The organism is Pseudomonas sp. PI1, from assembly GCF_000812405.1.
Taxonomy (GTDB): domain Bacteria; phylum Pseudomonadota; class Gammaproteobacteria; order Pseudomonadales; family Pseudomonadaceae; genus Pseudomonas; species Pseudomonas citronellolis.
In genome coordinates this window covers 58937-84914 of record NZ_JWMC01000063.1, presented here as the reverse complement: position 1 = coordinate 84914, position 25978 = coordinate 58937, and the positions used below count along the sequence as shown (strand labels likewise).

Annotated in this window: 21 protein-coding genes, 1 other RNA gene and 1 pseudogene; 11 read left to right on the top strand and 12 right to left on the bottom strand. The window is 66.4% G+C overall.

Translation table 11 applies throughout. The annotated features are described in order from the left end of the window. The 5 genes and pseudogenes from RN02_RS20905 to RN02_RS20885 form a co-directional block, all read left to right on the top strand. On the top strand, window positions 1-2166 hold a 2166-nt coding region (locus RN02_RS20905), incomplete at its 5' end, for a type VI secretion system Vgr family protein (protein ID WP_236695206.1). A 5-nt stretch (window positions 2167-2171) separates the two neighbouring features. Continuing rightward, window positions 2172-3062 (top strand): DUF4123 domain-containing protein, encoded by an 891-nt coding sequence (locus tag RN02_RS20900; RefSeq protein ID WP_082033843.1) that lies wholly within the window; start codon window positions 2172-2174, stop codon window positions 3060-3062. Further along, window positions 3059-3640 (top strand): annotated as a pseudogene (locus RN02_RS34740) (toxin VasX); the annotation flags it as partial. The gene RN02_RS20900 and the pseudogene RN02_RS34740, both read left to right, overlap by 4 nt. Before the next feature lie 2618 nt (window positions 3641-6258). Continuing rightward, on the top strand, window positions 6259-7344 hold the full coding sequence (locus tag RN02_RS20890) for a hypothetical protein (RefSeq protein WP_043316430.1): 1086 nt from the start codon (window positions 6259-6261) through the stop codon (window positions 7342-7344). 2 nt (window positions 7345-7346) lie between these two features. Continuing rightward, a complete protein-coding gene (locus RN02_RS20885; protein WP_043316428.1) occupies window positions 7347-8426 on the top strand; it encodes a DUF6708 domain-containing protein in 1080 nt (359 codons plus the stop codon). A gap of 147 nt (window positions 8427-8573) precedes the next feature. On the opposite strand, the gene RN02_RS20880 is transcribed toward RN02_RS20885, so the two are convergent. From RN02_RS20880 to RN02_RS20860, 5 genes are read right to left on the bottom strand one after another with little or no spacing between them, the layout of a single operon-like run. Further along, the gene (locus RN02_RS20880; protein ID WP_009615110.1) at window positions 8574-9791 is read right to left on the bottom strand and encodes a 2-octaprenyl-3-methyl-6-methoxy-1,4-benzoquinol hydroxylase; all 1218 of its coding nucleotides are present in this window, start codon (window positions 9789-9791) and stop codon (window positions 8574-8576) included. A 22-nt stretch (window positions 9792-9813) separates the two neighbouring features. Continuing rightward, window positions 9814-10296, bottom strand: a complete 483-nt coding sequence (locus RN02_RS20875) for a DUF4442 domain-containing protein (RefSeq protein WP_009615108.1) — start codon at window positions 10294-10296, stop codon at window positions 9814-9816. 9 nt (window positions 10297-10305) lie between these two features. Continuing rightward, on the bottom strand, window positions 10306-11490 hold the full coding sequence (gene ubiH, locus RN02_RS20870) for a 2-octaprenyl-6-methoxyphenyl hydroxylase (RefSeq protein WP_043316425.1): 1185 nt from the start codon (window positions 11488-11490) through the stop codon (window positions 10306-10308). 1 nt (window position 11491) lies between these two features. After that, window positions 11492-12826 (bottom strand): Xaa-Pro aminopeptidase, encoded by a 1335-nt coding sequence (gene pepP / locus RN02_RS20865; RefSeq protein WP_043316423.1) that lies wholly within the window; start codon window positions 12824-12826, stop codon window positions 11492-11494. Between the two features lie 9 nt (window positions 12827-12835). After that, on the bottom strand, window positions 12836-13390 hold the full coding sequence (locus RN02_RS20860; RefSeq protein WP_043269606.1) for a UPF0149 family protein: 555 nt from the start codon (window positions 13388-13390) through the stop codon (window positions 12836-12838). 172 nt (window positions 13391-13562) lie between these two features. Between RN02_RS20860 and RN02_RS20855 the strand changes: the two genes are divergently transcribed. The 4 genes from RN02_RS20855 to RN02_RS20845 all read left to right on the top strand — a co-directional run bounded on the left by RN02_RS20855 (window position 13563) and on the right by RN02_RS20845 (window position 14912). After that, a complete protein-coding gene (locus RN02_RS20855) occupies window positions 13563-13772 on the top strand; it encodes a TIGR02449 family protein (protein ID WP_009615100.1) in 210 nt (69 codons plus the stop codon). Then, window positions 13769-14083 (top strand): cell division protein ZapA, encoded by a 315-nt coding sequence (locus tag RN02_RS20850; protein ID WP_009615099.1) that lies wholly within the window; start codon window positions 13769-13771, stop codon window positions 14081-14083. The genes RN02_RS20855 and RN02_RS20850 overlap by 4 nt, the downstream gene beginning before the upstream one ends. A 31-nt stretch (window positions 14084-14114) precedes the next feature. After that, window positions 14115-14293, top strand: a non-coding RNA gene (ssrS, locus tag RN02_RS32615) — 6S RNA. A gap of 10 nt (window positions 14294-14303) precedes the next feature. After that, a complete protein-coding gene (locus RN02_RS20845) occupies window positions 14304-14912 on the top strand; it encodes a 5-formyltetrahydrofolate cyclo-ligase (RefSeq protein ID WP_043316421.1) in 609 nt (202 codons plus the stop codon). A gap of 34 nt (window positions 14913-14946) precedes the next feature. Here the strand turns inward: RN02_RS20845 and RN02_RS34485 are convergent, their stop codons facing one another. Beyond that, window positions 14947-15078 carry a hypothetical protein gene (locus RN02_RS34485; RefSeq protein ID WP_009615095.1) on the bottom strand — a complete coding sequence of 44 codons (132 nt, stop codon included), beginning with the start codon at window positions 15076-15078 and terminating at the stop codon, window positions 14947-14949. Between the two features lie 186 nt (window positions 15079-15264). Here RN02_RS34485 and RN02_RS20840 point away from each other — a divergent pair, with 186 nt between their 5' ends. Further along, window positions 15265-15720 carry an EVE domain-containing protein gene (locus RN02_RS20840; protein WP_043316419.1) on the top strand — a complete coding sequence of 152 codons (456 nt, stop codon included), beginning with the start codon at window positions 15265-15267 and terminating at the stop codon, window positions 15718-15720. Between the two features lie 357 nt (window positions 15721-16077). On the opposite strand, the gene RN02_RS20835 is transcribed toward RN02_RS20840, so the two are convergent. The 4 genes from RN02_RS20835 to RN02_RS20820 all read right to left on the bottom strand — a co-directional run bounded on the left by RN02_RS20835 (window position 16078) and on the right by RN02_RS20820 (window position 21562). Next, window positions 16078-17202 (bottom strand): ABC transporter permease, encoded by a 1125-nt coding sequence (locus RN02_RS20835; protein ID WP_043316417.1) that lies wholly within the window; start codon window positions 17200-17202, stop codon window positions 16078-16080. A gap of 3 nt (window positions 17203-17205) precedes the next feature. Further along, window positions 17206-19950 (bottom strand): ribosome-associated ATPase/putative transporter RbbA, encoded by a 2745-nt coding sequence (gene rbbA, locus RN02_RS20830; RefSeq protein ID WP_043316415.1) that lies wholly within the window; start codon window positions 19948-19950, stop codon window positions 17206-17208. Beyond that, window positions 19947-21020 (bottom strand): HlyD family secretion protein, encoded by a 1074-nt coding sequence (locus RN02_RS20825; RefSeq protein WP_009615086.1) that lies wholly within the window; start codon window positions 21018-21020, stop codon window positions 19947-19949. The genes rbbA and RN02_RS20825 overlap by 4 nt, the downstream gene beginning before the upstream one ends. A gap of 137 nt (window positions 21021-21157) precedes the next feature. Beyond that, on the bottom strand, window positions 21158-21562 hold the full coding sequence (locus RN02_RS20820; protein WP_009615084.1) for a flagellar basal body-associated protein FliL: 405 nt from the start codon (window positions 21560-21562) through the stop codon (window positions 21158-21160). A gap of 157 nt (window positions 21563-21719) precedes the next feature. Between RN02_RS20820 and RN02_RS20815 the strand changes: the two genes are divergently transcribed. Next, window positions 21720-22700 (top strand): NADPH:quinone oxidoreductase family protein, encoded by a 981-nt coding sequence (locus tag RN02_RS20815; RefSeq protein ID WP_043316413.1) that lies wholly within the window; start codon window positions 21720-21722, stop codon window positions 22698-22700. A 438-nt stretch (window positions 22701-23138) separates the two neighbouring features. Here the strand turns inward: RN02_RS20815 and RN02_RS20810 are convergent, their stop codons facing one another. Next, entirely contained in the window at window positions 23139-24662 is a 1524-nt protein-coding gene (locus RN02_RS20810) for a malonate--CoA ligase (protein ID WP_043316410.1), read from the bottom strand. A gap of 8 nt (window positions 24663-24670) precedes the next feature. After that, a complete protein-coding gene (locus RN02_RS20805; protein ID WP_043316407.1) occupies window positions 24671-25972 on the bottom strand; it encodes a malonyl-CoA decarboxylase in 1302 nt (433 codons plus the stop codon). Window positions 25973-25978 lie beyond the last annotated feature (6 nt).

Sequence of the window (25978 nt, the reverse complement as noted above, 5' to 3'; positions counted from 1 at the left end):
CCGGTACGCCATGTCCATGGCCAGGTCAGCCGCTTCGAGCAAGGCACCACCGGCTTCCGTCGCACCCGCTACCGCGCCCTGGTCGAACCGCCCCTGGCACGGCTCGAGCTGTGCGCCGACTGGCGCATCTTCCAGCAAAAAACCGTGCCCGAAATTCTGAACCTGCTGCTCGCCGAGCACGGCATCGCCCCCTACCAACAGAACCTCACCGAAGACCACCTCACCCGCGAGTACTGCGTCCAGGCCGGCGACACCGACCTGGACTTCCTCCTGCGCCTGGCCGCCGAGGAAGGGCTGTTCTACCGCTTCGAGCACCGCCCCGACGGCTGCACCCTGATTCACGGCGACCGCCTCTATATCCAGGGCGCCATCGCCGGCGGCCCGGTACCCTACAACCCCACACCCGGCGGCGACCGGCCCGAACCGGCCCTGCGCACCTTCACCTACGCCGAGCAGGTGCGCACCACCCGCCAGACCCAGCGCGACTACACCTTCAAATACCCGCAGCACGATCAGCAGCACAGCGCCGTAGCCGAACGTCCACGCGCGGCCGAGCAGGACTACGAGCACTACGCCTATCCCGGCCGCTACAAGCAGGGAGAAAGTGGCGAAGCCTTCTCCCGCGACCGCCTGCGTGGCCTGCGGGGTGACGCGCAGACCGCCACGGTCGAAGGCGACGACCCGCGCCTGGTCCCCGGCCTGGCCTTCGACCTCATCGGCCATCCCCGCCAGGACTGGAACCACGGCTGGCGCCCGGTACACATCCGCCATGAAGGCCGCCAGCACACCAGCCAGGCCGAAGAGAGCGCCGGGGCCGAGAGTGGCACCTACTACGGCTATACCGCCCAATTGGTGCCCGACCGCATCGAATGGCGCCCCGCGCCGCGGTCGCGGCCGCTTATCCCGGGCCCGCAGGTGGCCACCGTCGTCGGCCCCGAGGGCGAAGAGTTCCACGTCGATGAATTCGGCCGTGTGCGCGTGCAGTTCCCCTGGGACCGCGAAGGCACGCACAACGAACACAGCTCCTGCTGGATTCGTCCACTGCACGGCTGGGCCGGCAGCGGCTGGGGGCAAATCACCCTGCCGCGCATCGGCCAGGAGGTCATCGTCGACTTCCTCGATGGCGACCCGGACCAACCCGTGGTCACGGGCCGCAGCTACCGGGTGGGCAACCGCCCGCCCTACGAACTGCCCAAGCACCAGGTGCTCAGCACCCTCAAGAGCAAGGAACACAAGGGCCAGCGCGCCAGCGAGCTGCGCCTGGACGACACCACCAGCGAAATCAGCGCCGCGCTGATGAACGACCATGGCCAAAGCCATCTCCACCTGGGCTACCTCACCCACCCACGGCCCGACGGCGGCCAGCCGCGCGGCGAAGGCTTCGAGCTGCGCACCGACCTGCACGGCGCCTTGCGTGCGGCGCAGGGCATGCTGCTCAGCACCGAGGCACAAGCCAACGCCAACGGCGGCCAGCTCGACCGCGCGCAACTGGTTAGCACTCTGGAAGCGGCCCTGGAACTGGTCGAGAGCCTTGGAAATTACGCTGGCCAGCACCAGGGCCTGGCGCATGACGCAGGGCCAAGGAAGACCCTGACCGACACCGTGCGCGCCATGGGCCACGGCGCCAACGACCAGAAAGAAGGCACGGGCCCCGGCAATGAACCGATCATTGCCCTCTCCGCGCCGGCCGGCATCGCCCTGGCCAGCCCACGCAGCATTGCCTTGGGCGCCGGAGAACACCTCGATGCCGCCGCCCAGCAACACCTGCAACTGACTGCCGGTGAGCAGATGCTGCTCAACGCCGGCAATGGCCTGGGCACCTTCGCCCAGAGCGGCGACATGCGCCACATCGCTCACCAGGGCGAACTGCTGCTGCAGGCGCAGCACAACAGCGCATGCCTGGAGGCCGAGCAGAGCGTGGAAATCAGTGCAAGCAATGAGTACATCCAAATCTCGGCCAAGGAGCACCTGACCCTGCTGTGCGGGGGCGCCTACCTGAAACTGCAGGGCGGCAATATCGAACTGGGCATGCCGGGCAACTTCACCGTGAAGGCGGCTGATCATCACTTAGCAGGACCAGCGAGCCTGAGCGGGGATGACAGCCAATTCTCCGGCTGCCAGTACCTGCTGCAAAGCGCGGCGCAAGCAGGCGCAGCCATCGTCTGAAGGGCATGAATATGTTGCGCACCGAACTGCAAAATACCCATTGGGCCAAGCGCGGTACTCGCCTGCACATCTTGGTCGACCCTTCGTTGGGCGATCCTTTCCAGGACTTGTCCAGTAGAAAGGTGCCCCTACCCATCGTCCATGCAGGGCTGCGTAGTGCGCAGCGCCCTTACCTGATACAGAGCCGTCTGCAAGGCGAGCCCTTCGATCCGTCAGTGGAACTCGCTGCCCGGGAAGCAGAACGATTACGCGATGACGTGCCCGGCGCGCGCGCCCTCTGCGGATGGCTGTTCACATCAGAGTCCACCGACAAGCTGGCCAGTCATCTCGCCCGCCAGGCATTACTCCCGACACCTGATGGCGAGCGCCTGCTGCGCTATTGGGATCCTCGCGTCATGGACTTGATGAGTTCGATGCTAAGTGCCGAGCAAGCCCGGGAGCTACTAGGCCCCCTACACGCCTGGTACTGGCTGGCCCGCGACGCCAGCCTTAGCGCCCTCAACGAACCAAGCCAGATACGATGCCAACAGACTCAATGGGCCCTGCGTCTCAGCGACGAGCAGACACACATTCTGCAACTAGCCCCCGACGTCAATCGCACGCTGGATATTCTTCAGGACGCCGGCCACGACATGCGTGAGGTGGCCCCCCTGCAACTGGCCCGCTGCATTCTTCAAGGACGCAGTACATGGGGCTTGTCCACCGAACAAGAGCACGTCGCCTACGCGCTGCACTGCGTACTGGCCCATGAATATTTCGATCAGATACCGGAAGTGCACGAGGCCATGACGACTCAGGTGCGCAAGGGGCATTCGGCAATTAAGGCCCTGGACCAGTTTAACGACGCCTATTGGAAAAACGTTGCGGATTCGCAGGGAAGAACGGTGAAGTCATGAGTGGAGTTAGCCTCGCATCAGCCAAGAAGAACGCCATCACAAACTCCCGGGGCGCCGCAACGCCGGGCAAGTGCCCCAACTGCGTGAAGCAGAATGGCTTGGCCATATTGCCCCTGGTGTCTGGACTGCTGCCCAACGGGTTGTTGCCCGCCAATGTGGTGGGAATTCCAGAAACGCTACAGGTCAATGCCTCGCTACGCACATTGAGTAACGCGCTGAGCGCAGCAGACCTGGGGCACCACTGGTACTACATGCGCGCACTGCCCTCAGGCTACTTGTACCTCTTGTTGCCGGACGATACCTGGCAGGCCTACCTGGTGGACCGCTCGGGCCTCTTGCGGGCCATGCCGCCTTTAGACATGCCCTCACCCGCGGAGTCCGTCGAACCGCTGGATCAAACCGGCGCCTGCTTGAGCCCCGAGCACAATCCGGTTGCCTTGCAATTCATCGTACTCGACCCAGAGAAGACCCCCACTGTGTGGATGGCCTTCAGTCGGTATCGCTGGTCGCAGCAAGTACTCGATGACTATCGCGAAAACAAGGACGACAGTCGCAGTAAACGCATGAGTTCTATCGATGTGCAAGCGGCTGCCAAAGGACAAGTGGGCAAGGGGAAAACGGTTCCCAACGGCAACCCCATGGCTACCGACCTCGGCCGCCATGTAGCGGACTACGCCTCGCAGGAAGTCCGCGATCTGATTGATAGCTACTCACTGGAGCCACTGCACGCGCGCGGCGCCGGAATAGTCCCCGTGCCGGCGGTCGTGCCTACCAGAACGGCAACCCTGGTTGCGGAAATGGCTGCCGTGTCGAAGAACACACCGCTGAAGAACGGTGTCTTTCTAGTACTCGACGACGTGGTCGGCCATGCCATGCAGTTGAACTACTTGCGCAATCGTACGGCGGCGGAACTGAGCGCGCTGACGGGCATGGGTGACCCGGAGAAGATGCGCAGGCGAGTCATCGCCGAAATGATCGAAGGCATCCGCCACAACGCAGAACTCAACCCCGGCCCCCTGTACGCACGGCACTTTGGGCCAGATCGCTACCTCAGGCACATTGACCAGGCCGCCTGGCGCAATGCGTTACAGGAAAACGCCGAGGAAAAAAACCTCAAACAGCTCATCACGCTGACCAGCAAGGACTTCGTCACAGTCCTCCGCTCCAAACACTGGCAGCAGCAGCAACGTACCGACTTTTCCGCTACCCCGGCCTCGGCCTTGGCGCACGAAGAAATGGTAGCCTGTTGCCTGGCCGGTTCCGGGCAAGAGCCCTCGGAGCAGCCATTGTGGGACGACGTGATGGCCTTGCCCGCCCACGACCCGGACAACTGGCTGACACGCGCCCTGGGCGGGCAGCATATCCCCTTCATGGACTACCTGGAGCAATCGCCGGGCGACCAGGACGACGCCTATGGCGGTGCCAAGGAAGCCCTGGGCTTGACCACCGACTTCCTCGGCAAGGGCGTGCTCCACATCGACCGCATGCGCACCGTCATCCGCGCCCGGCGCGCAGCCAATGCCAACACCGCCATCCTGATCGAAACCAGTGCGGGCCACTTGTTCCGCCTGCGCCGCCAGAACCCCAAGGCCTACCGCAAACTGGTACGTCAGGTGACACTGGCGCTGATTACCCGTGACGACATCGTGCCCCAGCCCACCCTGCTCACAGGCACCTGGCAGCAGATCACCCAGAAGTGGATGGCCGTACTGCTCGGTGACCCGCGAGTACAGGCCCAGGCCCCCGTGACCGTTACCCAAGGCAGCACCCTCGGTCTGTCGGAACTCCGCAAGCCTGCCCTGTCCGGCGCCGTCCAGGGCGCGCTGATACTGGCCCCGCCCGCTACATCCGGGGAAACCGCCACAGCCGTGGCCTGGGTGGTCAGCAAGATCGACCAGGGTGGCCAGTTGGACCACGAGCTCGCGCGCAAGCTGAAATTGACCGAGGCGCGCATTACCGCGCAAGCCGCGGCCAAGCCCACCCAGGGCAATCCAATGTTGAAAAATCAGTTGACGCGGATGGGGCTGCAAGCCGACGCAGTGCTGGGCGCCGGCGCCGTGTTCTTCCAGGCCATGGCCGGCGCCAATGTGCTGAATGACTTCGCCAAGGTACAGACCCCTGGCGCGAAAGAATACGCGGAACTCACCGTCAGCCTGACTTACTCGGTGCTCGGCACCCTGGGTGCCGGCCTCGAGGCCCTTGCCGCCGTACAGACGCTAAGTGGAAGCAAGCGGGTCACGGTTCAGACATTGGCACGCATGGGGGCACGACTGGGCCTGGCGGCAGGGGTAATTGAAGGAGGTTATTCGATCTACCAGGGAATTCAAAAACGTCAAGCAGGTGATACTGACTCTGGCTACTGGTCAATGGGGGCCGGCACCGCGTTTATAGTTACAAGCCTGGCCTCCTACGGCTTCGTGACGACAACGGCCGCCGCCGGTGCGGGCACCACCGTCAGCGGCCTGTTCGGACTCATGGGGCCGGCAGGCTGGCTGCTGCTCTTCGCCGCGGCCTTGGGTATCGCGCTTTACTGCGCCTGGCAGGCGTTCGCGACCGACGATGAGAACCTGCTGCCGGTGGAATACTGGCTGGACAACGGCATATTCGGCAAAGGCGCCTATCGCAGCGGCGAGCGCGCCTCGAAGAACCCCTTTGCCCATGATGCACAGGTGAAGTCGTTCGCAAGCTTCGAAGAAGAGATAATGGCATTGAACAGGCTGCTGCTGGTCGCGCAAGCCAGTTTCGACTATCTGAGAAGCGACTTCGCCGGCATGGGCCACTACCAAATAGACTTGCCGCGCTACGCCAAAGGCTCACGCCTGGAAGTAGAGTTCCATGCTTATGGGAAGGACGGGAAACGCCTGAAAATCGGCGAACTGCACTGCGAAGATGGCAACGATAAGCTCAACCACTACCAACTCTCCGAGCGACTGACCGGCCTGCACCCCTACCCCAAACTGCTGGTAGACAAGACGCTGGGCACAGCGCGTATAGAAGGGCAGTTCGCCACGACCACCGAAAGCGGCGGCGCGCTACGCGATACCATCGTATGGCTGGTGGAAAGAATCAGCGGCAGGGAAATTCCCGATGCACTCTACGCGGAAAGCCTAGGCATGACACTGAAGTACTGGCCCAACCGTAAGGAACTGCCAACGCTGGTTTCTGAATTCTCCTATCCAGCCCCCAGGACGTGAGCATGCTGCGCCCCGCCCTGCCGGAAAAAGAAAACAGTACGTACTTCATTCTGCCCAAGCCTGGCGAACCACCCCAAATGGGTGCCAGCCCCTCAGCTCAGCAGATGATCGCCAAGATCAACCCAGCCTATCTGGAGTTCACCAAGACGGAGCGCAGCAGCCATAGGCCATTCACGCTTCTTGCAAGCATCTGGGGCGGAGGGGGAATTGGCTTTTTGGGCTTGTTACCGTTAGGAATTAAATCGTGGATAATTTGGATAAATGGAGGCAGCGGATTAGATGGACCTATTGTTGATTCGCTGCTTTTAATCATTTGCCTGTGGGTTGCTGTTGGAATCCCCCTCCACCAACTTCGCTTCCCCCAGTCCCCCATGTTGCTGAGCCGTCACCTACGAAAGTTCTATGTATGGCAAGGCAAGAAGGCCGGCTGGACTGCCCTGAATTACGACGAAGTACAGCCTTATGTCACCCGGGTAACCGTCGTCAGCACCATGGGCACCGCCACCTCGTTTTTCCTCGACGTGGGCCTGCTGGAGCCCGGCACCCGCAAGGTGGCGCAGTTCATCCGCCTGAGCGAGCCGGCCAGAACGGTACTGGCGGCAGGCGAGTTGTGGGAGTTCGTGCGCGCTTATATGGACAGCCCGGCCAACCAGGTGCCGCCCATCGAATACCGCATCCCCGAAGGCCAGGAACATGGCATTCACGCACGCCTCGACCGCGACCTGATCCCCGGTCTGCTGGACCAGCAGCATCGCCTGCGCCGTGGCTTGTTCCACCCGCTCTATTTCGGCATGGCGGCCATGACCTCGTACTGGTCATGGCGTCTGCTGCCATGGATGGAGCGCCGCATCCCACGTCCGCCACTGCCTCCGGAGTTGACCGAGGCCATGCAATGGGAAGGCGAGAATCCGTACCGGATGAACCCGCCCAGTGAAGTCGAACAAAAGGCCATCGACGGTCAGTTGCCCTACATGAACCGCCGCTGGCTCATCGGCATGCTGCTCAGCACTCTGTTCTGGGGTGGTAGCTTTATCGGGATGATCGCCATCGGCTGGATGATGGCCTTCGACCCGAGTGGGGGGAAGTAGGCATGCTGTGCACCACCCTGCCGGAAAAAGAGAACAACACTTACCTTGTTCTGCCCAAGTCTGGCGAACCACCCCAAATGGGTGCCAGACCCTCGGCTCAGCAGATGATCGCCAAGATCAACCCAGCCTATCTGGAGTTCACCAAGACGGAGCGTAGTAGCTACAGACCATTCACGTTTCTTGTAAGCATATGGGGTGGAGGTGGAGTCGGATTCTTAGGCATCCTTCCTATGGTGATTGGTTCCTGGATGGAGATCGATAGAAACGGCTGGGATTTGCCTATAGTCGGTACATTAGTACTGACCATTGTTTTATGGATCGCCATTGGAATACCCCTCCGCCAACTACGCCAACCGCAATCCCCCATTCTCCTGAACCGCCACCTGCGCAAGTTCTATCAGTGGCAAGGCAAGAAGGCCGGCTGGACTGCCCTGGACTACGACAAGGTGGTGCCTTACGTCACCCGGGTGACCGTCGTCAGCACCATGGGCACCGCCACCTCGTTTTTCCTCGACGTGGGCCTGCTGGAGCCCGGCACCCGCAAGGTGGCGCAGTTCATCCGCCTGAGCGAGCCGGCCAGAACGGTACTGGCGGCAGGCGAGTTGTGGGAGTTCGTGCGCGCTTATATGGACAGCCCGGCCAATCAGGTGCCGCCCATCGAATACCGCATTCCCGAGGGCCAGGAACATGGCATTCACGCACGCCTCGACCGCGACCTGATCCCCGGTCTGCTGGACCAGCAGCATCGCCTGCGCCGTGGCTTGTTCCACCCGCTCTATTTCGGCATGGCGGCCATGACCTCGTACTGGTCATGGCGTCTGCTGCCATGGATGGAGCGTCGCATCCCACGTCCGCCACTGCCTCCGGAGTTGACCGAAGCCATGCAATGGGAAGGCGAGAATCCGTACCGGATGAACCCGCCCCGCGAAGTCGAACAAAAGGCCATCGACGGTCAGTTGCCCTACATGAACCGCCGCTGGCTCATCGGCATGCTGCTCAGCACTCTGTTCTGGGGCGGCAGCTTTATCGGGATGATCGCCATCGGCTGGATGATGGCCTTCGACCCGAGTGGGGGGAAGTAGGCATGCTGTGCACCATCCTGCCGGAAAAAGAGAACAACACTTACCTTGTTCTGCCCAAGTCTGGCGAACCACCCCAAATGGGTGCCAGACCCCTGCTCAGCAGTTGACCGCCAATGTCACCAAAATCACGACAGGGCATACACATACTCAGACCCGCGCCAGCGTCGGCAGGTCGCCGGAGAGCCCCAGGGCCTGGCGGACGAACAGGCCCTTGGCCTCGTGGTGGCGGTCGACCAGGCGCAGGCCGGCGTTGCGCAGCCAGCGCACCGGCAGCGGGTCGGCCTGGAACAGGCGCTGGAAGCCTTCCATCGCCGCCATCATCGCCAGGTTGTGCGGCATCCGCCGGCGTTCGAAGCGGCTCAGCACGCGCTCGTCGGCGATGCGCTCGCCACGGGCATGGGCGTGCATCAGCACCTCGGCCAGCACCGCGGCGTCGAGGAAGCCCAGGTTGACGCCCTGCCCGGCCAGCGGGTGGATGGTGTGCGCGGCATCGCCGATCAGTGCCAGGCCCGGTTCCACATAACGCTTGGCGTGGCGCTGGCGCAGCGGAATGCACAGGCGCGGGTCGACCTGCTCGATGCCGCCCAGACAATGCTCGAAGGCCCGGCCGAGGGCTTCGCGGAAGCCGTCGTCGTCCAGCGCCATCAGGCGTTCGGCCTGCTCCGGGGTGGTCGACCAGACGATCGAGCACCAGTGCCTGTCGCCCTCGCGGGACAGCGGCAGGAAGGCCAGCGGGCCGTCGTCGGTGAAGCGCTGCCAGGCGGTGGCCTGGTGCGGCTTTGCGCAGCGCACGCTGGTGACGATGGCGTGGTGCAGGTAGTCCCACTCGCGGGTGGCGCAGCCGGCCAGGCGGCGCACGGCGGAGTTGGCGCCGTCGGCGGCGACCACCAGCGGCGTGCGGATCTGCCGGCCGTCGGCCAGGGTCAGCAGCCAGTCGTCGCCGGAGTGGCGCAGCTGCTCCAGGCGCGCGCCGGGCAGCAGGCCGAGGGTGGTGTCGTGCAGGCGCTCCAGCAGGGCGTCCTGCACCACGCGGTTCTCGACGATGTGGCCGAGCACCTCGGCGTGCACGCTGGCCGCGCTGAAGTGCACCTGACCGGTGCCGGAGCCGTCCCACACGTGCATCTCGCGATAGGGCTCGGCGCGCCGCGCGACTATGCCGTCCCAGGCATGCAGGCGCTGGAGGATGCGCCGGCTGGCCTCGGACAGGGCGCTGACCCGCGGCTCGAAGCGCGCCGTGCGGTCGAAGGGCTTCACGCTCAGCGGCGAGCCGTCGAGCAGCAGGATTTCCAGGCCGCTGCCCTGTAACGCCAGGGCCAGCGCGCTGCCGACCATCCCCGCCCCGACAATCACCAGATCCGCGTGCATCTGCATTCCTTTTTCCATGTCGTCAGCCGGCCTTGCGCAGGCGCGGCTTGAGCCTGATGTAGAGGGTCTTCTGCACCCGCGCGACCAGCGTGCCCTCGCCGTCGCGCACCTCGGCGTGCAGCTTGGGCAGGTACTTGCCGCCGTCGGCGGTCTGCGCCCGGACTTCGTCCAGCAGTTGCTGGTCGATGCGGAACTCGGCGTACACCGGCCCCTTGCCCGGGGTGATGAATTCGATGTTGGCGGCCTTGTCCCAGACGATGTAGTCGCGCCCCAGGTTCTCCATCAGCATGAGCATGAAGAAGGGGTCGGTCATGCTGTACAGGCTGCCGCCGAACTGGGTGCCGACGTAGTTGCGGTTGAACCACGAGAGCACCATCTTCACCCGCACCTCGCGAAAATCCGGGGCGATGTGGCGCACCCGCACGCCGGCGCCGAGGTAGGGCGGGTAGAGGTTGAGGCCGAAGCGCAGCAGGCGGGCGCGGCGGGCCATCTTGCCTGAGGACATCGCCGCTCCCTAGACCGGCCGCGCGCCCAGGCCCATGGCCTGGCGGGCGAACCAGCGCTTGGCCGGCGGCAGCAGGTCGAGGCCGAGCAGGCCCAGGTTGCGCCCGGTGGCCAGCACCGGCTGGGCGTTGGAGAACAGGCGGGTGACGCGGTCGGAGAAGCCGACGGTCATCTGCTGGTCCAGGCGCTGGCCTTCCAGGTAGCGCTGCAGCACGGCGAAGTCGCCGGGCGCGGCGTCGGCGCCGAGCAACTGGTCGGCCAGGGCCTGGGCATCGCGCAGCGACAGGTTGAAGCCCTGCCCGGCGATGGGGTGCAGGCTGTGCGCGGCATTGCCGAGCACCACCAGGTGCGGGCGCACCTGTTCCTCGGCCTCGCTGAGGATCAGCGGGTAGCAGTAGCGCGCGCCGACCTGGCGGAAGCCGCCCAGGCGGTAGCCGAAGGCTGCCTGCAACTCGTCGAGGAACTGCCGCTCGGGCAGCTCGCGCAGGCGCTCGGCGTCGCGCGGCGGGCGCGTCCAGACCAGCGCGCAGCGGTTGTCCGGCAGCGGCAGCAAGGCCATGGGCCCCTGTTCGGTGAAGCGTTCGAAGGCCTGGCCTCGGTGTTCCTCGCTGGGGCTGACGTTGGCGATCAGCGCGGTCTGCCCGTAGGGCGCCTCGCGCACGCCGATGCCCAATTGCTCGCGCAGGCCGGAGCGGCCGCCGTCGGCGAGCACGGCGAGGTCGCAGTCCAGGATCGAGTCGTCGTCCAGGGTCAGCCGGTAGCCGTCGTCCAGCGCCTGCATGCGGCGCACTTCGGCCGGGCAGCGCCAGCTCACCACTTCGTGGTCCAGGGCCTGCCACAGGCATTGGCCGAGCCAGGCGTTCTCCACCACGTAGCCCAGCGCCGGCACACCCTCCTCCATTGCGGTCAGGCGTGCGGAACCGAAGCGCCCGCGGTCGGACACGTGGATCTGGCTGATCGGCTCGCCGCGCTGGGCGATGCGCTGCCACAGGCCGAGGCGTTCGTAGATCTGCCGGCTGCCGAAGGACAGCGCCGAGGAACGGGCGTCATAGCTGGGCTGGTAGGCGTCGCCGGGGGCGAAGGGCTCGATGAGCACGATGCGCCAGCCGCGCTCGCGGGCGCCGGCCTGCAGGATCAGCGCCAGGCTGGCGCCGACCAGGCCGCCGCCGATGATCGCCAGGTTCGCGCGTTGCATCTCAGGCCGCCTGGGCCTTGGCTTCGGCCATCAGCGCCTCGATGGCGGCGACGGTCTTGGGCACGCCGTTGGTCAGCACTTCGCAGCCGCTCCTGGTCACCACCACGTCGTCCTCGATGCGCACGCCGATGCCGCGCCACTTCTTCGGCACGTCGGTGTTGTCCGGCGCGATGTAGATGCCCGGCTCGACGGTCATCGACATGCCCGGCTCGAGCACGCGCCATTCGCCGCCGACGCGGTACTCGCCGACGTCGTGCACGTCCATACCCAGCCAGTGGCCGGCGCGGTGCATGTAGAAGGCCTTGTAGGCTTCGCTGGCGATCAGTTCGTCGACGTCGCCCTTGAGCAGGCCGAGCTTCACCAGGCCGGCGGTGATGACGCGCACGGTGGCCTCGTGGGCTTCGTTCCAGTGGCGGCCGGGGGCGATGTAGTCGAAGGCGGCCATGTTGGCCTCCAGCACCAGCTCGTAGATGGCCTTCTGCTCGGGGCTGAACACGCCGTTGGCCGGGAAGGTGCGGGTGATGTCGCTGGCGTAGCAGTCGATCTCGCAACCGGCGTCGATCAGGATCAGGTCGCCGTCCTTGATCTGCGCGTCGTTCTCCCGGTAGTGCAGGATGCAGGCGTTGCGCCCGGCGGCGACGATCGAGCCGTAGGCCGGCATCTTCGCCCCGCCCAGGCGGAAGGCGTATTCCAGCTCCGCCTCCAGGTGGTATTCGTACAACCCCGGCCGGCAGGCCTGCATGGCGCGGATGTGGGCGCCGCAGGAAACCTCGGCGGCGTAGCGCATCACCTTCACTTCGCCGGCGCTCTTGTACAGGCGCAGGTCGTGCAGCAGGTGGTCGAGGGCGACGAACTCGTTCGGCGGCTGCGCACCCTGGCGGGCCTTGGAGCGGATCACGTTGATCCAGTCCATCAGCCGGCGGTCGAACTCGGGGTTGGCGCCCAGCGCGTAGTAGACGCGGTCGCGGCCCTCGATCAGGCCGGGGAGGATGTCGTCGATGTCGCCGATGGGGAAGGCGTCGTCGGCGCCGAAGTCCCTGATCGCGCCATCCTGGCCGGCGCGCAGGCCGTCCCACAGCTCACGCTCGGGGTCGCGCTCGCGGCAGAACAGCACGTATTCGCCGTGCTCGCGGCCGGGGATCAGCGCCATCACCGCTTCCGGCTCGGGGAAGCCGGTGAGGTACTGGAAGTCGCTGTCCTGGCGGTAGACGTGCTCGACGTCGCGGTTGCGGATGTACATCGGCGCCGCCGGCAGGATGGCGATGCTGTTGGGCTCCATCTGCGCCATCAGCGCCTTGCGCCGACGGGCGTATTCCGGTTTGGCGATACGGATCATGCAGCTACCTCAGTGCAGGGAGGGTTTGTCGGCCGGCGCCGGCACCTTGCCGAATTCGGAGAACAGCAGCAGCGGGGCGACCCGCAGGTATTCCTGGACTTCCATGTAGTCCGTCTCGCCATCCTCGGACTCTTCCAGCTGGCCCTGGACCTGGGCGATGGCGGCGATGTCCTGGAGCACTTCGTCGGCCTCGTCGGACAGGCCGGCCTGGCGCAGCGCCAGGCCGAAACCGGCGAGGAAGCCCTGGCACCACTGGCCCAGGGCCTGGGCGCGCTCGGCCAGCGGGGCGTCGTCGTTGGGCAGCATCAGCACCACGGCCATCTCGCCGGCGCTCAGGTCCTGCTGGACCATGCCCAGCAGGCCGCCCAGGGCCGCCTGCAGGCGTTCGCTGAGTTCGCCGCCGAGCAGTTCGGAGGCGGCCTGCAGCCACTCGCCCTGGTCGAAGCCGGCGCCGGCGCAGACGCGCCCGAGCAGGTGGCCGTGCAGTTCCGCCGGGGAGATCGGCAGGGCCGCCTCGGCGAGCAGGTTGGCGAAAGCGGTGTAGGCGGAATTTACTGTGGACATGCGCGGGACCTGAATATCGACGCTAGGCGCCACCAGGCGCTATGCATAGAATGAGAGTGGCTATCCTAGCACCGCCGGGCGCGCTCAGACCATGCGACGGCATGTCGGGCAACCCCGTGCGGTGCCGTACCTTGTATAGTTTCCGGTCATCCCCTTGCCCAAGCGAGAGCCCATGGAAGACGCCGACCTGCAAACGCTGATCGCCAAATTCGACCTCCTGCTCCAGCGCCTGGAACAGCTCAAGGCGGAGAACCGGCTGCTGCGGGCCAACGAGAAAAGTTGGCGCGAAGAGCGCGCTCATCTGATCGAGAAGAACGAATTGGCGCGCCACAAGGTCGAAGCGATGATTTTGCGCCTGAAAGCCCTGGAGCAGGACTCATGAGCCAGACGAACACCCTGAACGTGCAGATTCTCGACAAGGAATACTGCATCACCTGCCCCGCCGAGGAGCGCGTCAACCTGGAAAGCGCCGCGCGCTACCTGGACAGCAAGATGCGCGAGATTCGCTCGAGCGGGAAGGTCATCGGCGCCGACCGCGTCGCCGTGATGGCCGCGCTGAACATCACCCACGACCTGCTGCACAAGCAGGAGCGCATGGACAACGAGCACAGCAGCACCCGCGAACGCGTGCGCGAACTGCTCGAGCGCGTGGACCGCGCCCTTACCACCGATCAGCCCGGGCGGGAAGACTGACCCCGGAGAAAACCCTGGGGTATACTGGCCACGCTCCCTGGTGTGTTGGCCAGTCGGTGATGTCCCTGAGCCGATAATCGCAACAACGGAGGTTGCCAGTTGGGCTGGTGTGCATGTCCGCACGACGGAAAGCCTTAAAGCCTACTGCAACCGCCACCTTGAACTTTCGGGTTCAAGGGCTAACCCGACAGCGGCATGTCCGGGGAGCTTTCCTCCTACCATGATCCACGCCCAAGACCTTTCCCGCGCCGCCCTGCGCCGTCTGCTGCGCCAGGCCCGCCGCAAGCTCAGCGCGCAACAGCAACGCCAGGCCGCCCGCGACCTGCAGCGCCGCATGGCGCAACACCCGCTGTTCCGCCGCGCCCGCCACATCGCCCTGTACCTGCCCGCCGACGGCGAGATCGACCCGCGCCCGCTGCTCGAGGCCGCGCAGAAACGCGGCAAGGCCACCTACCTGCCGGTGCTCAGCCGCTGGCCGCACACCCACATGACCTTCCAGCGCGTCGGCAACGGCGAGCGCTGGCGGAAAAACCGCTACGGCATCGCCGAGCCGCTGCCGGACCGCGGCCGCCAGCGCGAGCCCTGGGCGCTGGACCTGGTGCTGCTGCCGCTGGTGGGTTTCGACGAACGGGGTGGGCGCCTGGGGATGGGCAAGGGTTTCTACGACCGCACCCTGGCGTACCTGGGCAGGCGCAAAATCTGGCGCAAACCGACACTTTTGGGCCTGGCGCACGAATGCCAGAAGGTGGACAGGCTGGACCTGGCCAGCTGGGATGTGCCGCTGCAGGGCATCGTCAGCGACGCCGGCTGGTACGGCGCGCTCGCATAGGCGCCGCGTTCCCTGCGGCGCCAGGCGGGGTGAATCAGGGCTGTTTGGTCACCTGGACCGGGACCTCGCCCTGGCGATCCCACAGGCTCTGGGTGTAACCGGTGGTGACAACGCCCAGGCCGAAAAGAATCACCAGCACCCACAACAGATCGGGCTTACGCTTCATCGATTGCCTCCCCCTTCCAGGCAAACTGTCAACGATGGCCGGCGGTGGTTTTTGGTCCGTCCGGCGCGTGCCAAGCTGAAAACGGCGGCATTCTCCGACAATGGAAAGCGTCTCGCAATTCCATGCCTGGTCCAGTCGTCGGAGTCAGTCGCTTCCCACAAAAACGGCGAAACTGGAGCAAGGATCATGCCGCACTGGCTGATGAAATCCGAACCCGACGAACTGTCGATCCATGACCTGCAGCGCCTGGGCAAGGCGCGCTGGGACGGCGTGCGCAACTACCAGGCGCGCAACTTCGTGCGCAGCATGCAGCCCGGCGACCTGTTCTTCTTCTACCACTCCAGCTGCCCGCAGCCGGGCGTGGCCGGCATCGCCCGCATCGAGGGCGAGGCCTACCCCGACCCCACGGCGCTGGACCCGCAGAGCCCCTACCACGACGCCAAGGCCAGCGCCGAGAAGAACCCCTGGAGCGCGCGGGACGTGAGCTTCGTGGAGGCGTTCAGGGAAGTGCTGCCGCTGGCTGCCATCAGGGCCGCCGCCGGGCTGGAGGAGCTGGCCCTGGTGCAGCGCGGCAGCCGTTTGTCGGTGATGCCGGTGAGCGAGGAGCAGTGGGAGATCATTCTTGGGTTGGCGCGACGCTAGGACGCAGGCCGGTTGTCGGGTGGGGCGTGGATGAGATTCGCCTCTTGGCTCGGTGGGGATGCTCTTCGTAGGAGCGAGCTTGCTCGCGAACAGTGTTTGCCGGTGACCGCTTGGTGTTGATCCCGAAGAGCGCCCTCTCCCTAACCCTCTCCCTGAAGGGAGAGGGGACCGTTCGGAGCGCTTGGGTATTCCTGAGTCAGCCGGCAGCACCAGCGGTTTCCGGCTGACACCATCACCTTTCTCGGCACGGACTAGCCCCCTCTCCCTTCAGGGAGAGGGCTGGGGAGAGGGTTGCGGAATCCATCCAACACACCGCGCCAACCGGCAGCCCCCCCATTCACGAGCAAGCCCCCCACATCAAGCCATCTGCGAAATAGTCCTGCGGAACCGCCACAGCGCCCCACAGAAAAACGCCGCGCCAATGCCAATGATCGCCAGCAACTGCGGCCAGACGATGGCCAGCCCGGCGCCACGGAACAGGATGGCCTGGGCCAGGCTGACGAAGTGCGTGGTCGGGGCGAACAGCATGATGTTCTGCACCAGCTCCGGCATGCTCTCGCGCGGCGTGGTGCCGCCGGAGAGAATCTGCAGCGGCATCAGGGTGAGGATCACCAGCAGCCCCAGCTGCGGCATCGAGCGCGCCACCGTGCCGAGGAAGATGCCCATCGAGGTGGTGGCGAACAGGTGCAGCGCCGCGCCCAGCAGGAACAGCGCCAGCGAGCCGCTGATCGGCACGTCCAGCCAGCCGCGCACCACCAGCTGCAGCGACAGCGCGGCCGCCGCCAGCACCACCACGCCCATGGACCAGACCTTGGCCAGCATGATCTCGAAGGCGGTCAGCGGCATCACCAGCAGGTGCTCGACGGTGCCGTGCTCGCGCTCGCGGATCAGCGCCGCGCCGGTGAGGATGATCGACAGCATGGTGATCTGGTTGATCACCTCCATCACCGCGCCGAACCAGGCCTGGGTCAGGTTGGGGTTGAACTCCATGCGCACCGCCAGCTCCGCCGGCATGCCCGGCTCGCTTCGGTAGCGGCTGACGAACTCGCGCACTTCGGTGGCGATGATGTTCTGGATGTAGCCGGCGCCGGAGAAGGCCTGGGCGGTCTGGGTGGCGTCGACGTTGACCTGCACCGCCGGCTGGCGGCCGGCCAGCACGTCGCGCTGGAAGTCCGGCGGGATGTCCAGGGTGAAGGTGTACAGGCCGGTGTCCATGCCACGGTCCATCTGCGCGTGGCCGATCATTTCCGGCGTGCGGAAATACGGAGCCTGGAAGGCGTTGACGATGCGCGAGGAGAGTTGCGACTGGTCCTCGTCGACCACCGCGATGGGCGCGTGGTGCAGGGTTTCCGGCACGCCGGTGGCGGAGCTGTAGACGCCCAGGGTGAAGGCCCAGGCGATCAGGATCAGCATCGCGTAGTCGCGGCCGAGGCTGCGGAATTCCTTGACGCCCAGGTTGAAGATGTTCGCCAGTTTCTTCATCGCTCAGTCCTCCTGCTTCTTCAACAGGAGCACGCTGAGCAGCGTCAGCACGCAGATGGCCGCCAGCAGCGGCAGGTAGTAGAGCCACAGGTCGCTCAGGCCCAGGGCCTTGGAGAAGGTGCCGCGGCTGATGATCAGGAAGTGCGAGGTCGGGTAGAGCTTGCCGATCAGCGCCGCCGCGCCCTCCAGCGAAGACACCGGGTGGATCAGCCCGGCGAACTGGATGGCCGGGATCATGGTGGCGATGGCGGTGCCGAACACCGCGGCGATCTGGCTCTTCATGAAGGTCGACAGCAGCAGGCCGAGGCCGGTGCTGGTGATCACGTACAGCAGCGCGCCGAGGCTCAGCGCCAGCAGGCTGCCCTTGAGCGGCACACGGAACAGCAGCACCGCCATGGCCAGCATCAGCACGAAGTTGACCATGCCCATGCCGATATAGGGCAGCTGCTTGCCGAGCAGGAACTCCAGGCGCGTCACCGGCGTGACGTAGAGGTTGGTGATCGAACCCAGTTCCTTCTCGCGCACCACGCCCAGGGCGGTGAGCATCGCCGGGATCATGATCAGCAGCAGCGGGATCACCGCCGGGACCATGGCCTTGAGGCTCTCCACGTCGGGGTTGTAGCGGTAGCGCACCTCGGTGCTGGCCGCCGCGCTGGCCTCGGCGTTGCCGCTCTGCCGGGCCAGCTCGGCCAGGTAGCTGCTGTGCAGGCCCTGCACGTAGCCCTGCACGGTGTTGGCGCGAGTGGGCATGGCGCCGTCGATCCACACGCCGATGGCCGGGTCGTCGCCGCGCTTGAGGTCGCGGCCGAAGTGCGGCGGGATCTCCAGCGCCAGGCTCAGCTCGCCGCTGCGCAGGCGCCGGTCGAGGTCGTCGGGGTCGCGGATCGCCGGGTGCTCGACGAAGTAGCGCGAGCCGGCGATGTTCAGCGCGTAGGCCTGGCTGGTGGTGGTCTGGTCGCGGTCGAGCACGGCGTAGGACAGGTCCTCGACGTCCATGTTGATGCCGTAGCCGATGATGAACATCAGCAGCGCCGTGCCCAGCAGCGCCAGGGTCAGGCGGATGGGGTCGCGGCGCAGTTCCATGGATTCGCGCCGCGCATAGCTGAACAGGCGCAGCGGGCTGAAACGCTGGCGCTGCGGCTTGTGCGGCGCCTGTTCGTCGACGGTGCTGGCCGGCGCCTGCGGCTCGGGCGGCGGCGCAGCGCTGCCGGCGGCCTCCTCCAGGTAGGCGATGAAGGTCGCCTCCAGAGTCGGCAGGCCGCGCTTGTCGATCAGGCCCTGCGGGGTATCGCTGTCGAGCACCTTGCCGGCGTGCATCAGCGAGATGCGGTCGCAGCGCTGGGCCTCGTTCATGAAGTGGGTGGAGATGAAGATGGTCACCCCGTCGCGCCGCGACAGCTCGACCATCAACTGCCAGAAGCCGTCGCGGGCCACCGGGTCGACGCCCGAGGTGGGTTCGTCGAGGATGAGGATTTCCGGCTTGTGGATCACCGCCACGGCCAGCGACAGGCGCTGGCGGATGCCCAGCGGCAGGCTGTCGGGCAGCTCGTCGCGGACCTTGCCGAGGTCGAAGCGCGCGAGCATCTCCTCCACCCGCGGGCCTATCTGCTCGCTCGGCAGGTGGAACAATTTGGCGTGCAGTTCCAGGTTCTGCAGCACCGTCAGCTCGGCGTACAGCGAGAAGGCCTGGGACATGTAACCCACCCGGCGGCGGGTGGCCATGTCCTTGGCGTTCACCGGCTGGCCGAACAGGGCGCAGCTGCCCTCGCTGGCCGGCAGCAGGCCGGTGAGCATCTTCATGGTGGTGGACTTGCCGCAGCCGTTGGAACCGAGGAAGCCGAAGATTTCCCCGCGCTCGATGCGGAAGCTGACGTGGTCCACCGCGACGAAGTCGCCGAAGCGGCAGGTCAGCCCCTCGGCCTCGATGGCGATCTGCGGCGCGCCCTCGCTGTGCTGGCGCGGCGGGATCACCAGCTCGTGGTGGCCGGCGCGCTTGCGCTCTGGCAACAGCGCGACGAAGGCCGCTTCCAGGCTTTGCGTGCCGGTGTGCTCGCGCAGCTCGTCCGGCGTGCCGGTGGCCAGCACCTTGCCCTCGTCCATCGCCACCAGGGTGTCGAAGCGCTCGGCCTCCTCCATGTAGGCGGTGGCCACCAGCACGCTCATGCCCTGGCGGCCGGCGCGGATGCGCCCGATCAGCTCCCAGAACTGATTGCGCGACAGCGGGTCGACGCCGGTGGTGGGCTCGTCGAGGATCAGCAGGTCGGGGTCGTGGATCAGCGCGCAGCACAGCCCGAGCTTCTGCTTCATGCCGCCGGAGAGCTTGCCCGCCGGGCGCTCGGCGAAGGGCGCAAGGCCCGTGCTGTGCAGCAGGTCGGCGATGCGCCGTTCGCGCTCGGCCTTGTCGTGGCCGAACAGGCGGCCGAAGAAGTCGACGTTCTCGAACACCGAGAGCGTCGGGTAGAGGTTCTTGCCCAGGCCCTGGGGCATGTAGGCGATGCGCGGGCACACCGCGCGGCGGTGGCGGGCGTCGCGCATGTCGCCGCCGAGCACGTGCACCTGGCCGTCCTGCAGCTTGCGCGCACCGGCGATCAGCGCCAGCAGGCTGGACTTGCCGACGCCGTCCGGGCCGATCAGGCCGACCATGCGGTTGGCCGGGATGTCCAGCGTCACGTCGTCCACCGCGCGGGTCTGCCCGTAGCGCAGCGACACGCCGGCCAGGCTGGCCACCGCGGCGTGCGGGGCGCTCATTGCGGAACCTTGATCTGCAGGTTGTCCGGCCATTGCGCCTCAGGGTCCAGGCGCAGGTAGGCCATGCCGGGCACGCCGGTCTTCACGTAGGTGATGTACTTCTCCAGCAGCGCCGGGTCCAGGCGCGCCTTGACGCGGAACATCAGCTTCTCGCGCTCGTTGGCGGTTTCCACGGTCTTGGGCGTGAACTGGGCGACGCTGGCGACGTAAGAGACCTTGGCCGGGATCACGTACTGCGGCACCGCGTCTATCACCAGGTGCACTTCCTGGCCAAGCTCCACGCGGCCGGCCTGGGCCGAGGGCAGGAAGAAGGTCATGTAGACGTCGGTCAGGTCGACCATGTTGAGCAGCTTGCCGCCGGCGGCCAGCACCTCGCCGGGCTGCGCCACGCGGTACTGCACGCGGCCGTCGCGGGGGGCGCGCAGCAGGCTGTCGTCGATGTCGGCCTGCAGCCGGGCGACGCTGGCGGTGGCCGCCTCGATGGCCGATTGCGCCTCGATCACCTGGGAACGCCCGGCCTCGATGGCGGCCTGGGCCGAGATCACCTGGGAGCGCGCGGCGGACAGCGCGGCCTGGGCGCTCTGCAGCACGGCGCGGTCGTCGTCCAATTGCTGTTGCGGCAGGGCGTTGCGCCTGACCAGTTGTTCGGTGCGGGTGAAGCGCTTCTGCGCGGCGGTGAGTTCGGCCTGGCGCTGGGCCACCACTGCCTCGGCGGTGCTCTTCTCGCTGTTGCGCTGGGTCACCACGGATTCGGCGGTGAGCTTGGCATTCTGCGCCCGGCGCACCTCGGCCTGGGCCTGGGCCAGCTGCGCTTCCAACACCTGGGTGTCCATGCGCGCGACCACTTCGCCGGTCTTGACGAAGTCGCCCTCGTCCACCTTGATCTCGGCCACGCGGCCGGGCAGCTTGGTGGCCACGTCCACCTCGGTGGCCTCGATGCGCCCGTTGCCGCTGGCGAAGCCTTCGCCCAGGCCGTTGGGCTTGAGCGTCTGCCAGGCCAGCGCGGCGACCACGGCACAGGCCGCGAGCACGCCGCCGCGGAACAGCCAGCGTTTCGAATTTCCCTTCATCGTACCCCCTGGTCAACGCTCATCAGAGCGATCTTGTAGGGATCTTCAGCGAAGAGAGGGGAAAAGGCCTTGATACAGGTCAGAGCCGCCCGAAAAGACCTGGATAGCGGGCGAAAACGCGCGAAACCTGTGCCTTGTCAGGGCTGCACGATCAGGTTGTTGAACAGCAGATCGTCCACCAGCGGCTTCCCTTCCTCTTCTTTGAGGACCGTCTGTACCTGCTTGAGCGCCTCCTGGCGCAGTTTTTCCTTGGCCTCGACGCTGCCGAGGCTCTCGTCGGTCTGCTGGGCGAACAGCATGATCAGCTGGTTGCGGATCAGCGGCTCGTGGTGCTCGACCTTCTCCTCGGCCTCCTTGCCGGTGACCTTCAGGGCGATGTCGGCCTTGTAGTACTTCAGTTTCGGGCCGCTACCGTAGTTGCCCACCAGGGCCGGGGTGAGGTCGACGAACAGCGGTTTGTTGGCGTCTTCCGGCTTGGCCTCCTCGGAAGCCATCAGGGGGCTGAGGAACAGGGCCAGCGACAGGGCGATCAGGGCTTTCAAGGCGACTTCTCCATGCACGATGCCGGCAAGCATAGCCATACCGGGCGCGCGGCCCAAGCCCGGCGGTTATGCACGGGCATAAGCCGGGACCATACTGATTTGCCCCCCGCCCCGTCACTCCTACACTGCCGGGCATTACACGAAAGGAGTACCTCCGATGAAAGCCTTGCTGTGCAAAGCCTTCGGCCCCGCCGAAACCCTGGTGCTGGAAGAAGTCGCCAGCCCCGAGCCGAAGAAAAACGAAGTGCTGCTGGACGTCCACGCCGCCGGAGTGAACTTCCCCGACACCCTGATCATCGAGGGCAAGTACCAGTTCAAGCCGCCCTTCCCCTTCGCCCCGGGCGGCGAGGCCGCCGGCGTGGTCGCGGCGGTGGGCGAGAAGGTCAGCCACGTGAAGCCCGGCGACCGCGTCATCGCCCTGACCGGCTGGGGCAGCTTCGCCGAGCAGGTGGCGGTGGGCACCTACAACGTGCTGCCGATCCCGGCGGGCATGGACTTCACCACCGCCGCCGCCTTCGGCATGACCTACGGCACCTCGATGCACGCGCTCAAGCAGCGCGGCAACCTGCAGCCGGGCGAGACCCTGCTGGTGCTCGGCGCCTCCGGCGGCGTGGGCCTGGCGGCGGTGGAAATCGGCAAGGCCATGGGCGCGAAAGTGATAGCCGCGGCCAGCAGCGACGCCAAGCTGGAAGTGGCCAAGGCCGCCGGCGCCGACGTGCTGGTCAACTACAGCGAAGGCAGCCTGAAGGACAAGCTCAAGGAAATCACCGGCGGCCAGGGCGTGGACGTGATCTACGACCCGGTGGGCGGCGAGTTGTTCGAGGAAGCCTTCCGCAGCATCGCCTGGAACGGCCGCCTGCTGGTGGTGGGCTTCGCCAGCGGCACCATCCCGTCGCTGCCGGCCAACCTGCCGCTGCTCAAGGGCGCCTCGCTGGTGGGCGTGTTCTGGGGCGCCTTCGCCCAGCGCCAGCCGCAGGACAATGCGGCGAACTTCCAGCAGCTGTTCCAGTGGTTCACGGAGGGCAAGTTGAAGCCGTTGGTTTCGCAGACTTATCCGTTGGAGAAGGCGGGGGATGCCATCAACCATCTCGGGCAGCGGCGGGCTGTTGGGAAGGTGGTGGTGCAGGTGCGCGCCTGATGTGATGGTGTCTGGGGAGAGCCCTTTCCCTCTCCCTAACCCTCTCCCTGAAGGGAGAGGGGACCGTTCGGTGTGAAGTGTGATATCGGCGCTCGCCGGCCACGCCGGTGTTGCCGGATGGCACGAAAACCACCGACGGCACGGATAGCCCCCTCTCCCTGAAGGGAGAGGGGGCCGTTGGGCAGAGGTGGGTGTTTTGGAGTTAGCCGGTTAGCCCGGTAGGTTCCGGCTGAAACCATTACTTCTCTCGGCACGGACTAGCCCCCTCTCCCTTCAGGGAGAGGGCTGGGGAGAGGGTGCTCTTCGGGATGAACACCGAGCGCCACCGACAAACGCCCGTTCGCGAGCAAGAACTAGGCGTCCCCCTCGCTCCTACGAAAAGCCGTTATCGCGCCGGGGCCAACGGCGGATAACCGCGAACGGTTATCCGCCCTACGTTCAGGCGTACAGCTGCTTGAAGCGCTCGCGCAGCTGGTTCTTCTGCACCTTGCCCATCACATTGCGCGGCAGCGCGTCCACGAACACCACCCGCTTGGGCTGCTTGTAGCGCGCCAGGTGACCGTCCAGGCCGGCCAGGATGTCCGCTTCGCTCGGCGCCTCGCCGGGCTTGGCCACCACCACCGCCGTCACGCCTTCGCCGAAGTCGCGGTGCGGCACGCCTATCACCGCCGACTCGGCCACGCCCGGCAGGGTGTCGATGAGTTGTTCCAGCTCCTTCGGGTACACGTTGTAGCCGCCGCTGATGATCATGTCCTTGCTGCGGCCGACGATCTGCACGTAGCCCTTGTCGTCGATGAAGCCGATGTCGCCGGTCATGAAGAAGCCGTCCGCGCGCAGTTCCTCGGCAGTCTTCTCGGGCATGCGCCAGTAGCCGCGGAACACGTTGGGGCCACGCACTTCGATCATCCCCGGCTCGCCCTGCGGCAGCAGCTTCGCCTCTTTCTCGCCCGGATCGGTGATGCGCAGTTCCACGCCCGGCAGCGGGAAGCCGACGGTGCCGGCGATGCGTTCGCCATTCAGCGGGTTGGAGGTGTTCATGCCGGTCTCGGTCATGCCGTAGCGTTCCAGGATGGCCACCCCGGTGCGTTCGCGGAAGGCCTTGTGCGTCTCGGCGGTGAGCGGCGCCGAGCCGGAGACGAACAGGCGCATGTGCGCCACCGCTTCGCGGGTCAGCCCCGGCTGGTCGAGCAGGCGGGTGTAGAAGGTCGGCACGCCCATCAGCAGGTTCACCCGGGGCAGCAGGCGCAGCACTTCGGCGGCATCGAACTTGTCCACGTACAGCAGCGAGCCGCCGGCCATCAGCAGGCTGTTGATGGCCACGAACAGGCCGTGGATGTGGAAGATCGGCAGCGCGTGCAGCAGCCAGTCGTCTGCCGTGATGGCCCACGCCTGGACCAGTGCGCGGGCGTTGGAGACCAGGTTGCCGTGGCTGATCATGGCGCCCTTGGAGCGCCCGGTGGTGCCGGAGGTGTAGAGGATGGCGGCGAGGTCGTCGGCGCTGCGTTCGATGTCCAGGAAGCGCCCCGGCTTGCCTTCCACATGGGGCATCAGGCTGCCTTCGCAGCGCTGGCCCAGGCTCGCCACGCGGGCCACGCCGCATTGCTGCGCCAGCGCCCCGGCCTGCTCCTCGAAGGCCGGGGTGCAGACGAACAGCGAGGGTTCGGCGTCGCCGAGGAAGTAGCTCAGCTCGTCGCTGGTGTAGCCGCTGTTCAGCGGCAGGTAGACCGCGCCGGCGCGCAGGGTGCCGAGGTAGAGCATGACCGCCTCGGGGCTCTTGTCCACCTGCACGGCGACGCGGTCGCCCGGCTGCACGCCGAGCTCCACCAGGGCGTGGGCGAACTGCGCGCTGCTGCGCAGCATCTCGGCGTAGCTGTAGCCGCCGCCATCCGGGGTGCGGAGGAAGGGTTTGTTCAGGTCTTCGGGCAGGTGCTCGCCGACGGCGGCGAAAAGGCTCTGGTTCATGGCGGTTCCTAGCGGCGTGGCTTGGCCGGTGGGGGGAGATGTCGCTTGACCTCGTTGGCGGCGATCACCGTGCCCTGGTTGGCGTAGGCTTCGTGGTTTTTCTCGATCTGACGCAATTCGTAGCGGTAGTTGACCATCAGCCCGGCGGCCTGGCGCAGGCCGCCGGCGGAGAGGTCGCCGCGCCAGTTCAGGCGTTCCAGGCGGGCGCCGTTGCCCAGGTGGAAGCGCGCCACCGGGTCCAGCGGCTGGCCCTGGGCGTTCTTGGCCTGCAGGAAGTATTCGGCGGCCAGCGCCAGCAACGGCTGTTCCAGGCGCGGCGGTGGCGGCGCGTCGGGCTTGAGCGCCTTCAGGCATTCGGCGACCTCGGGGCGCTCGGCCTGGCTGTCGAGCCAGCGGCGCAAGCCGGGCACCGGCGAGAGGGTGACGTACTGCTTGAGGCCCGGCACTTCGCGGGCCAGTTCCTCCACCACCTGCTTGATCAGGAAGTTGCCGAAGGAGATGCCGCGCAGGCCCTCCTGGCAGTTGCTGATGGAGTAGAACACCGCGGTGTCCGGGGCTTCGGCGGTCTCGCCGTGGGCTTCGAGGATTTCCGCGATGGCGGCGGGCATCTGGCGGGTCAGCGCCACCTCGACGAAGATCAGCGGCTCCTCCGGCAAGGCCGGGTGGAAGAACGCGAAGCAGCGGCGGTCGGCCGGTTGCAGGCGGCTGCGCAGGTCGTCCCAGTCCTTGATGGCGTGCACCGCCTCGTAGCGGATGATCTTTTCCAGGATCGCCGCCGGCGTCGACCAGTCGATGCGCCGCAGCACCAGGAAGCCGCGGTTGAACCAGGAGGCCAGCAGGTGCTGCAGGTCGTGGTCCACCGCCGCCAGTTGCGGCCGCGCCTTGAGCTCCTGCAGCAGCCGGCGGCGCATGGCGATCAGCTCGGCGGTGCCGCCAGGCGCCTGGTTGAGGCGGCGGAACAGTTCCTGGCGCGGCGGCTCGCAGGCTTCGAACAGCGCGGTGACCTGCTCGGCGCCGGGGTTCTCCAGGTAACGCCGGCAGGCTTCGGCCAGGGCCTCGCGGGGCGGCGCGAAGTCGTCCAGCAGGTTGTCGAAGAAAGCTTTCTGCTGCTCCGCCGGGCAGTCGCGGTAGGCGCACAGCACCTGGCGCGCCAGGGCCACGCCGGAAGCCTCGCCGTGGCCGGAGAGCAACCGGCGGCTTGCCTCCACCAGCGAGGCGGCGCTGATCGGCGCCGGCTCGCGGGATTCCAGCAGCTGGCGGCCACGTTCGCTGATGCTCTGCAGCAGTTCCTGGAAGAAGCTGACGTTCATCGAACC

What these genes read in the sequence shown, in the direction of transcription:
- RN02_RS20885 (WP_043316428.1), top strand. Translation starts at nt 7,347, where the DNA reads ATGCTGTGCACCACCCTGCCGGAAAAAGAGAACAACACTTACCTTGTT.
- RN02_RS20810 (WP_043316410.1), bottom strand. Translation starts at nt 24,662, where the DNA reads ATGAACCAGAGCCTTTTCGCCGCCGTCGGCGAGCACCTGCCCGAAGAC.
- RN02_RS20855 (WP_009615100.1), top strand. Translation starts at nt 13,563, where the DNA reads ATGGAAGACGCCGACCTGCAAACGCTGATCGCCAAATTCGACCTCCTG.
- RN02_RS20860 (WP_043269606.1), bottom strand. Translation starts at nt 13,390, where the DNA reads ATGTCCACAGTAAATTCCGCCTACACCGCTTTCGCCAACCTGCTCGCC.
- RN02_RS20890 (WP_043316430.1), top strand. Translation starts at nt 6,259, where the DNA reads ATGCTGCGCCCCGCCCTGCCGGAAAAAGAAAACAGTACGTACTTCATT.
- RN02_RS20840 (WP_043316419.1), top strand. Translation starts at nt 15,265, where the DNA reads ATGCCGCACTGGCTGATGAAATCCGAACCCGACGAACTGTCGATCCAT.
- RN02_RS20805 (WP_043316407.1), bottom strand. Translation starts at nt 25,972, where the DNA reads ATGAACGTCAGCTTCTTCCAGGAACTGCTGCAGAGCATCAGCGAACGT.
- RN02_RS20845 (WP_043316421.1), top strand. Translation starts at nt 14,304, where the DNA reads ATGATCCACGCCCAAGACCTTTCCCGCGCCGCCCTGCGCCGTCTGCTG.
- rbbA (WP_043316415.1), bottom strand. Translation starts at nt 19,950, where the DNA reads ATGAGCGCCCCGCACGCCGCGGTGGCCAGCCTGGCCGGCGTGTCGCTG.
- RN02_RS20850 (WP_009615099.1), top strand. Translation starts at nt 13,769, where the DNA reads ATGAGCCAGACGAACACCCTGAACGTGCAGATTCTCGACAAGGAATAC.
- RN02_RS20835 (WP_043316417.1), bottom strand. Translation starts at nt 17,202, where the DNA reads ATGAAGAAACTGGCGAACATCTTCAACCTGGGCGTCAAGGAATTCCGC.
- RN02_RS20825 (WP_009615086.1), bottom strand. Translation starts at nt 21,020, where the DNA reads ATGAAGGGAAATTCGAAACGCTGGCTGTTCCGCGGCGGCGTGCTCGCG.
- pepP (WP_043316423.1), bottom strand. Translation starts at nt 12,826, where the DNA reads ATGATCCGTATCGCCAAACCGGAATACGCCCGTCGGCGCAAGGCGCTG.
- ubiH (WP_043316425.1), bottom strand. Translation starts at nt 11,490, where the DNA reads ATGCAACGCGCGAACCTGGCGATCATCGGCGGCGGCCTGGTCGGCGCC.
- RN02_RS20900 (WP_082033843.1), top strand. Translation starts at nt 2,172, where the DNA reads ATGAATATGTTGCGCACCGAACTGCAAAATACCCATTGGGCCAAGCGC.
- RN02_RS34485 (WP_009615095.1), bottom strand. Translation starts at nt 15,078, where the DNA reads ATGAAGCGTAAGCCCGATCTGTTGTGGGTGCTGGTGATTCTTTTCGGC.
- RN02_RS20880 (WP_009615110.1), bottom strand. Translation starts at nt 9,791, where the DNA reads ATGCACGCGGATCTGGTGATTGTCGGGGCGGGGATGGTCGGCAGCGCG.
- RN02_RS20815 (WP_043316413.1), top strand. Translation starts at nt 21,720, where the DNA reads ATGAAAGCCTTGCTGTGCAAAGCCTTCGGCCCCGCCGAAACCCTGGTG.
- RN02_RS20875 (WP_009615108.1), bottom strand. Translation starts at nt 10,296, where the DNA reads ATGTCCTCAGGCAAGATGGCCCGCCGCGCCCGCCTGCTGCGCTTCGGC.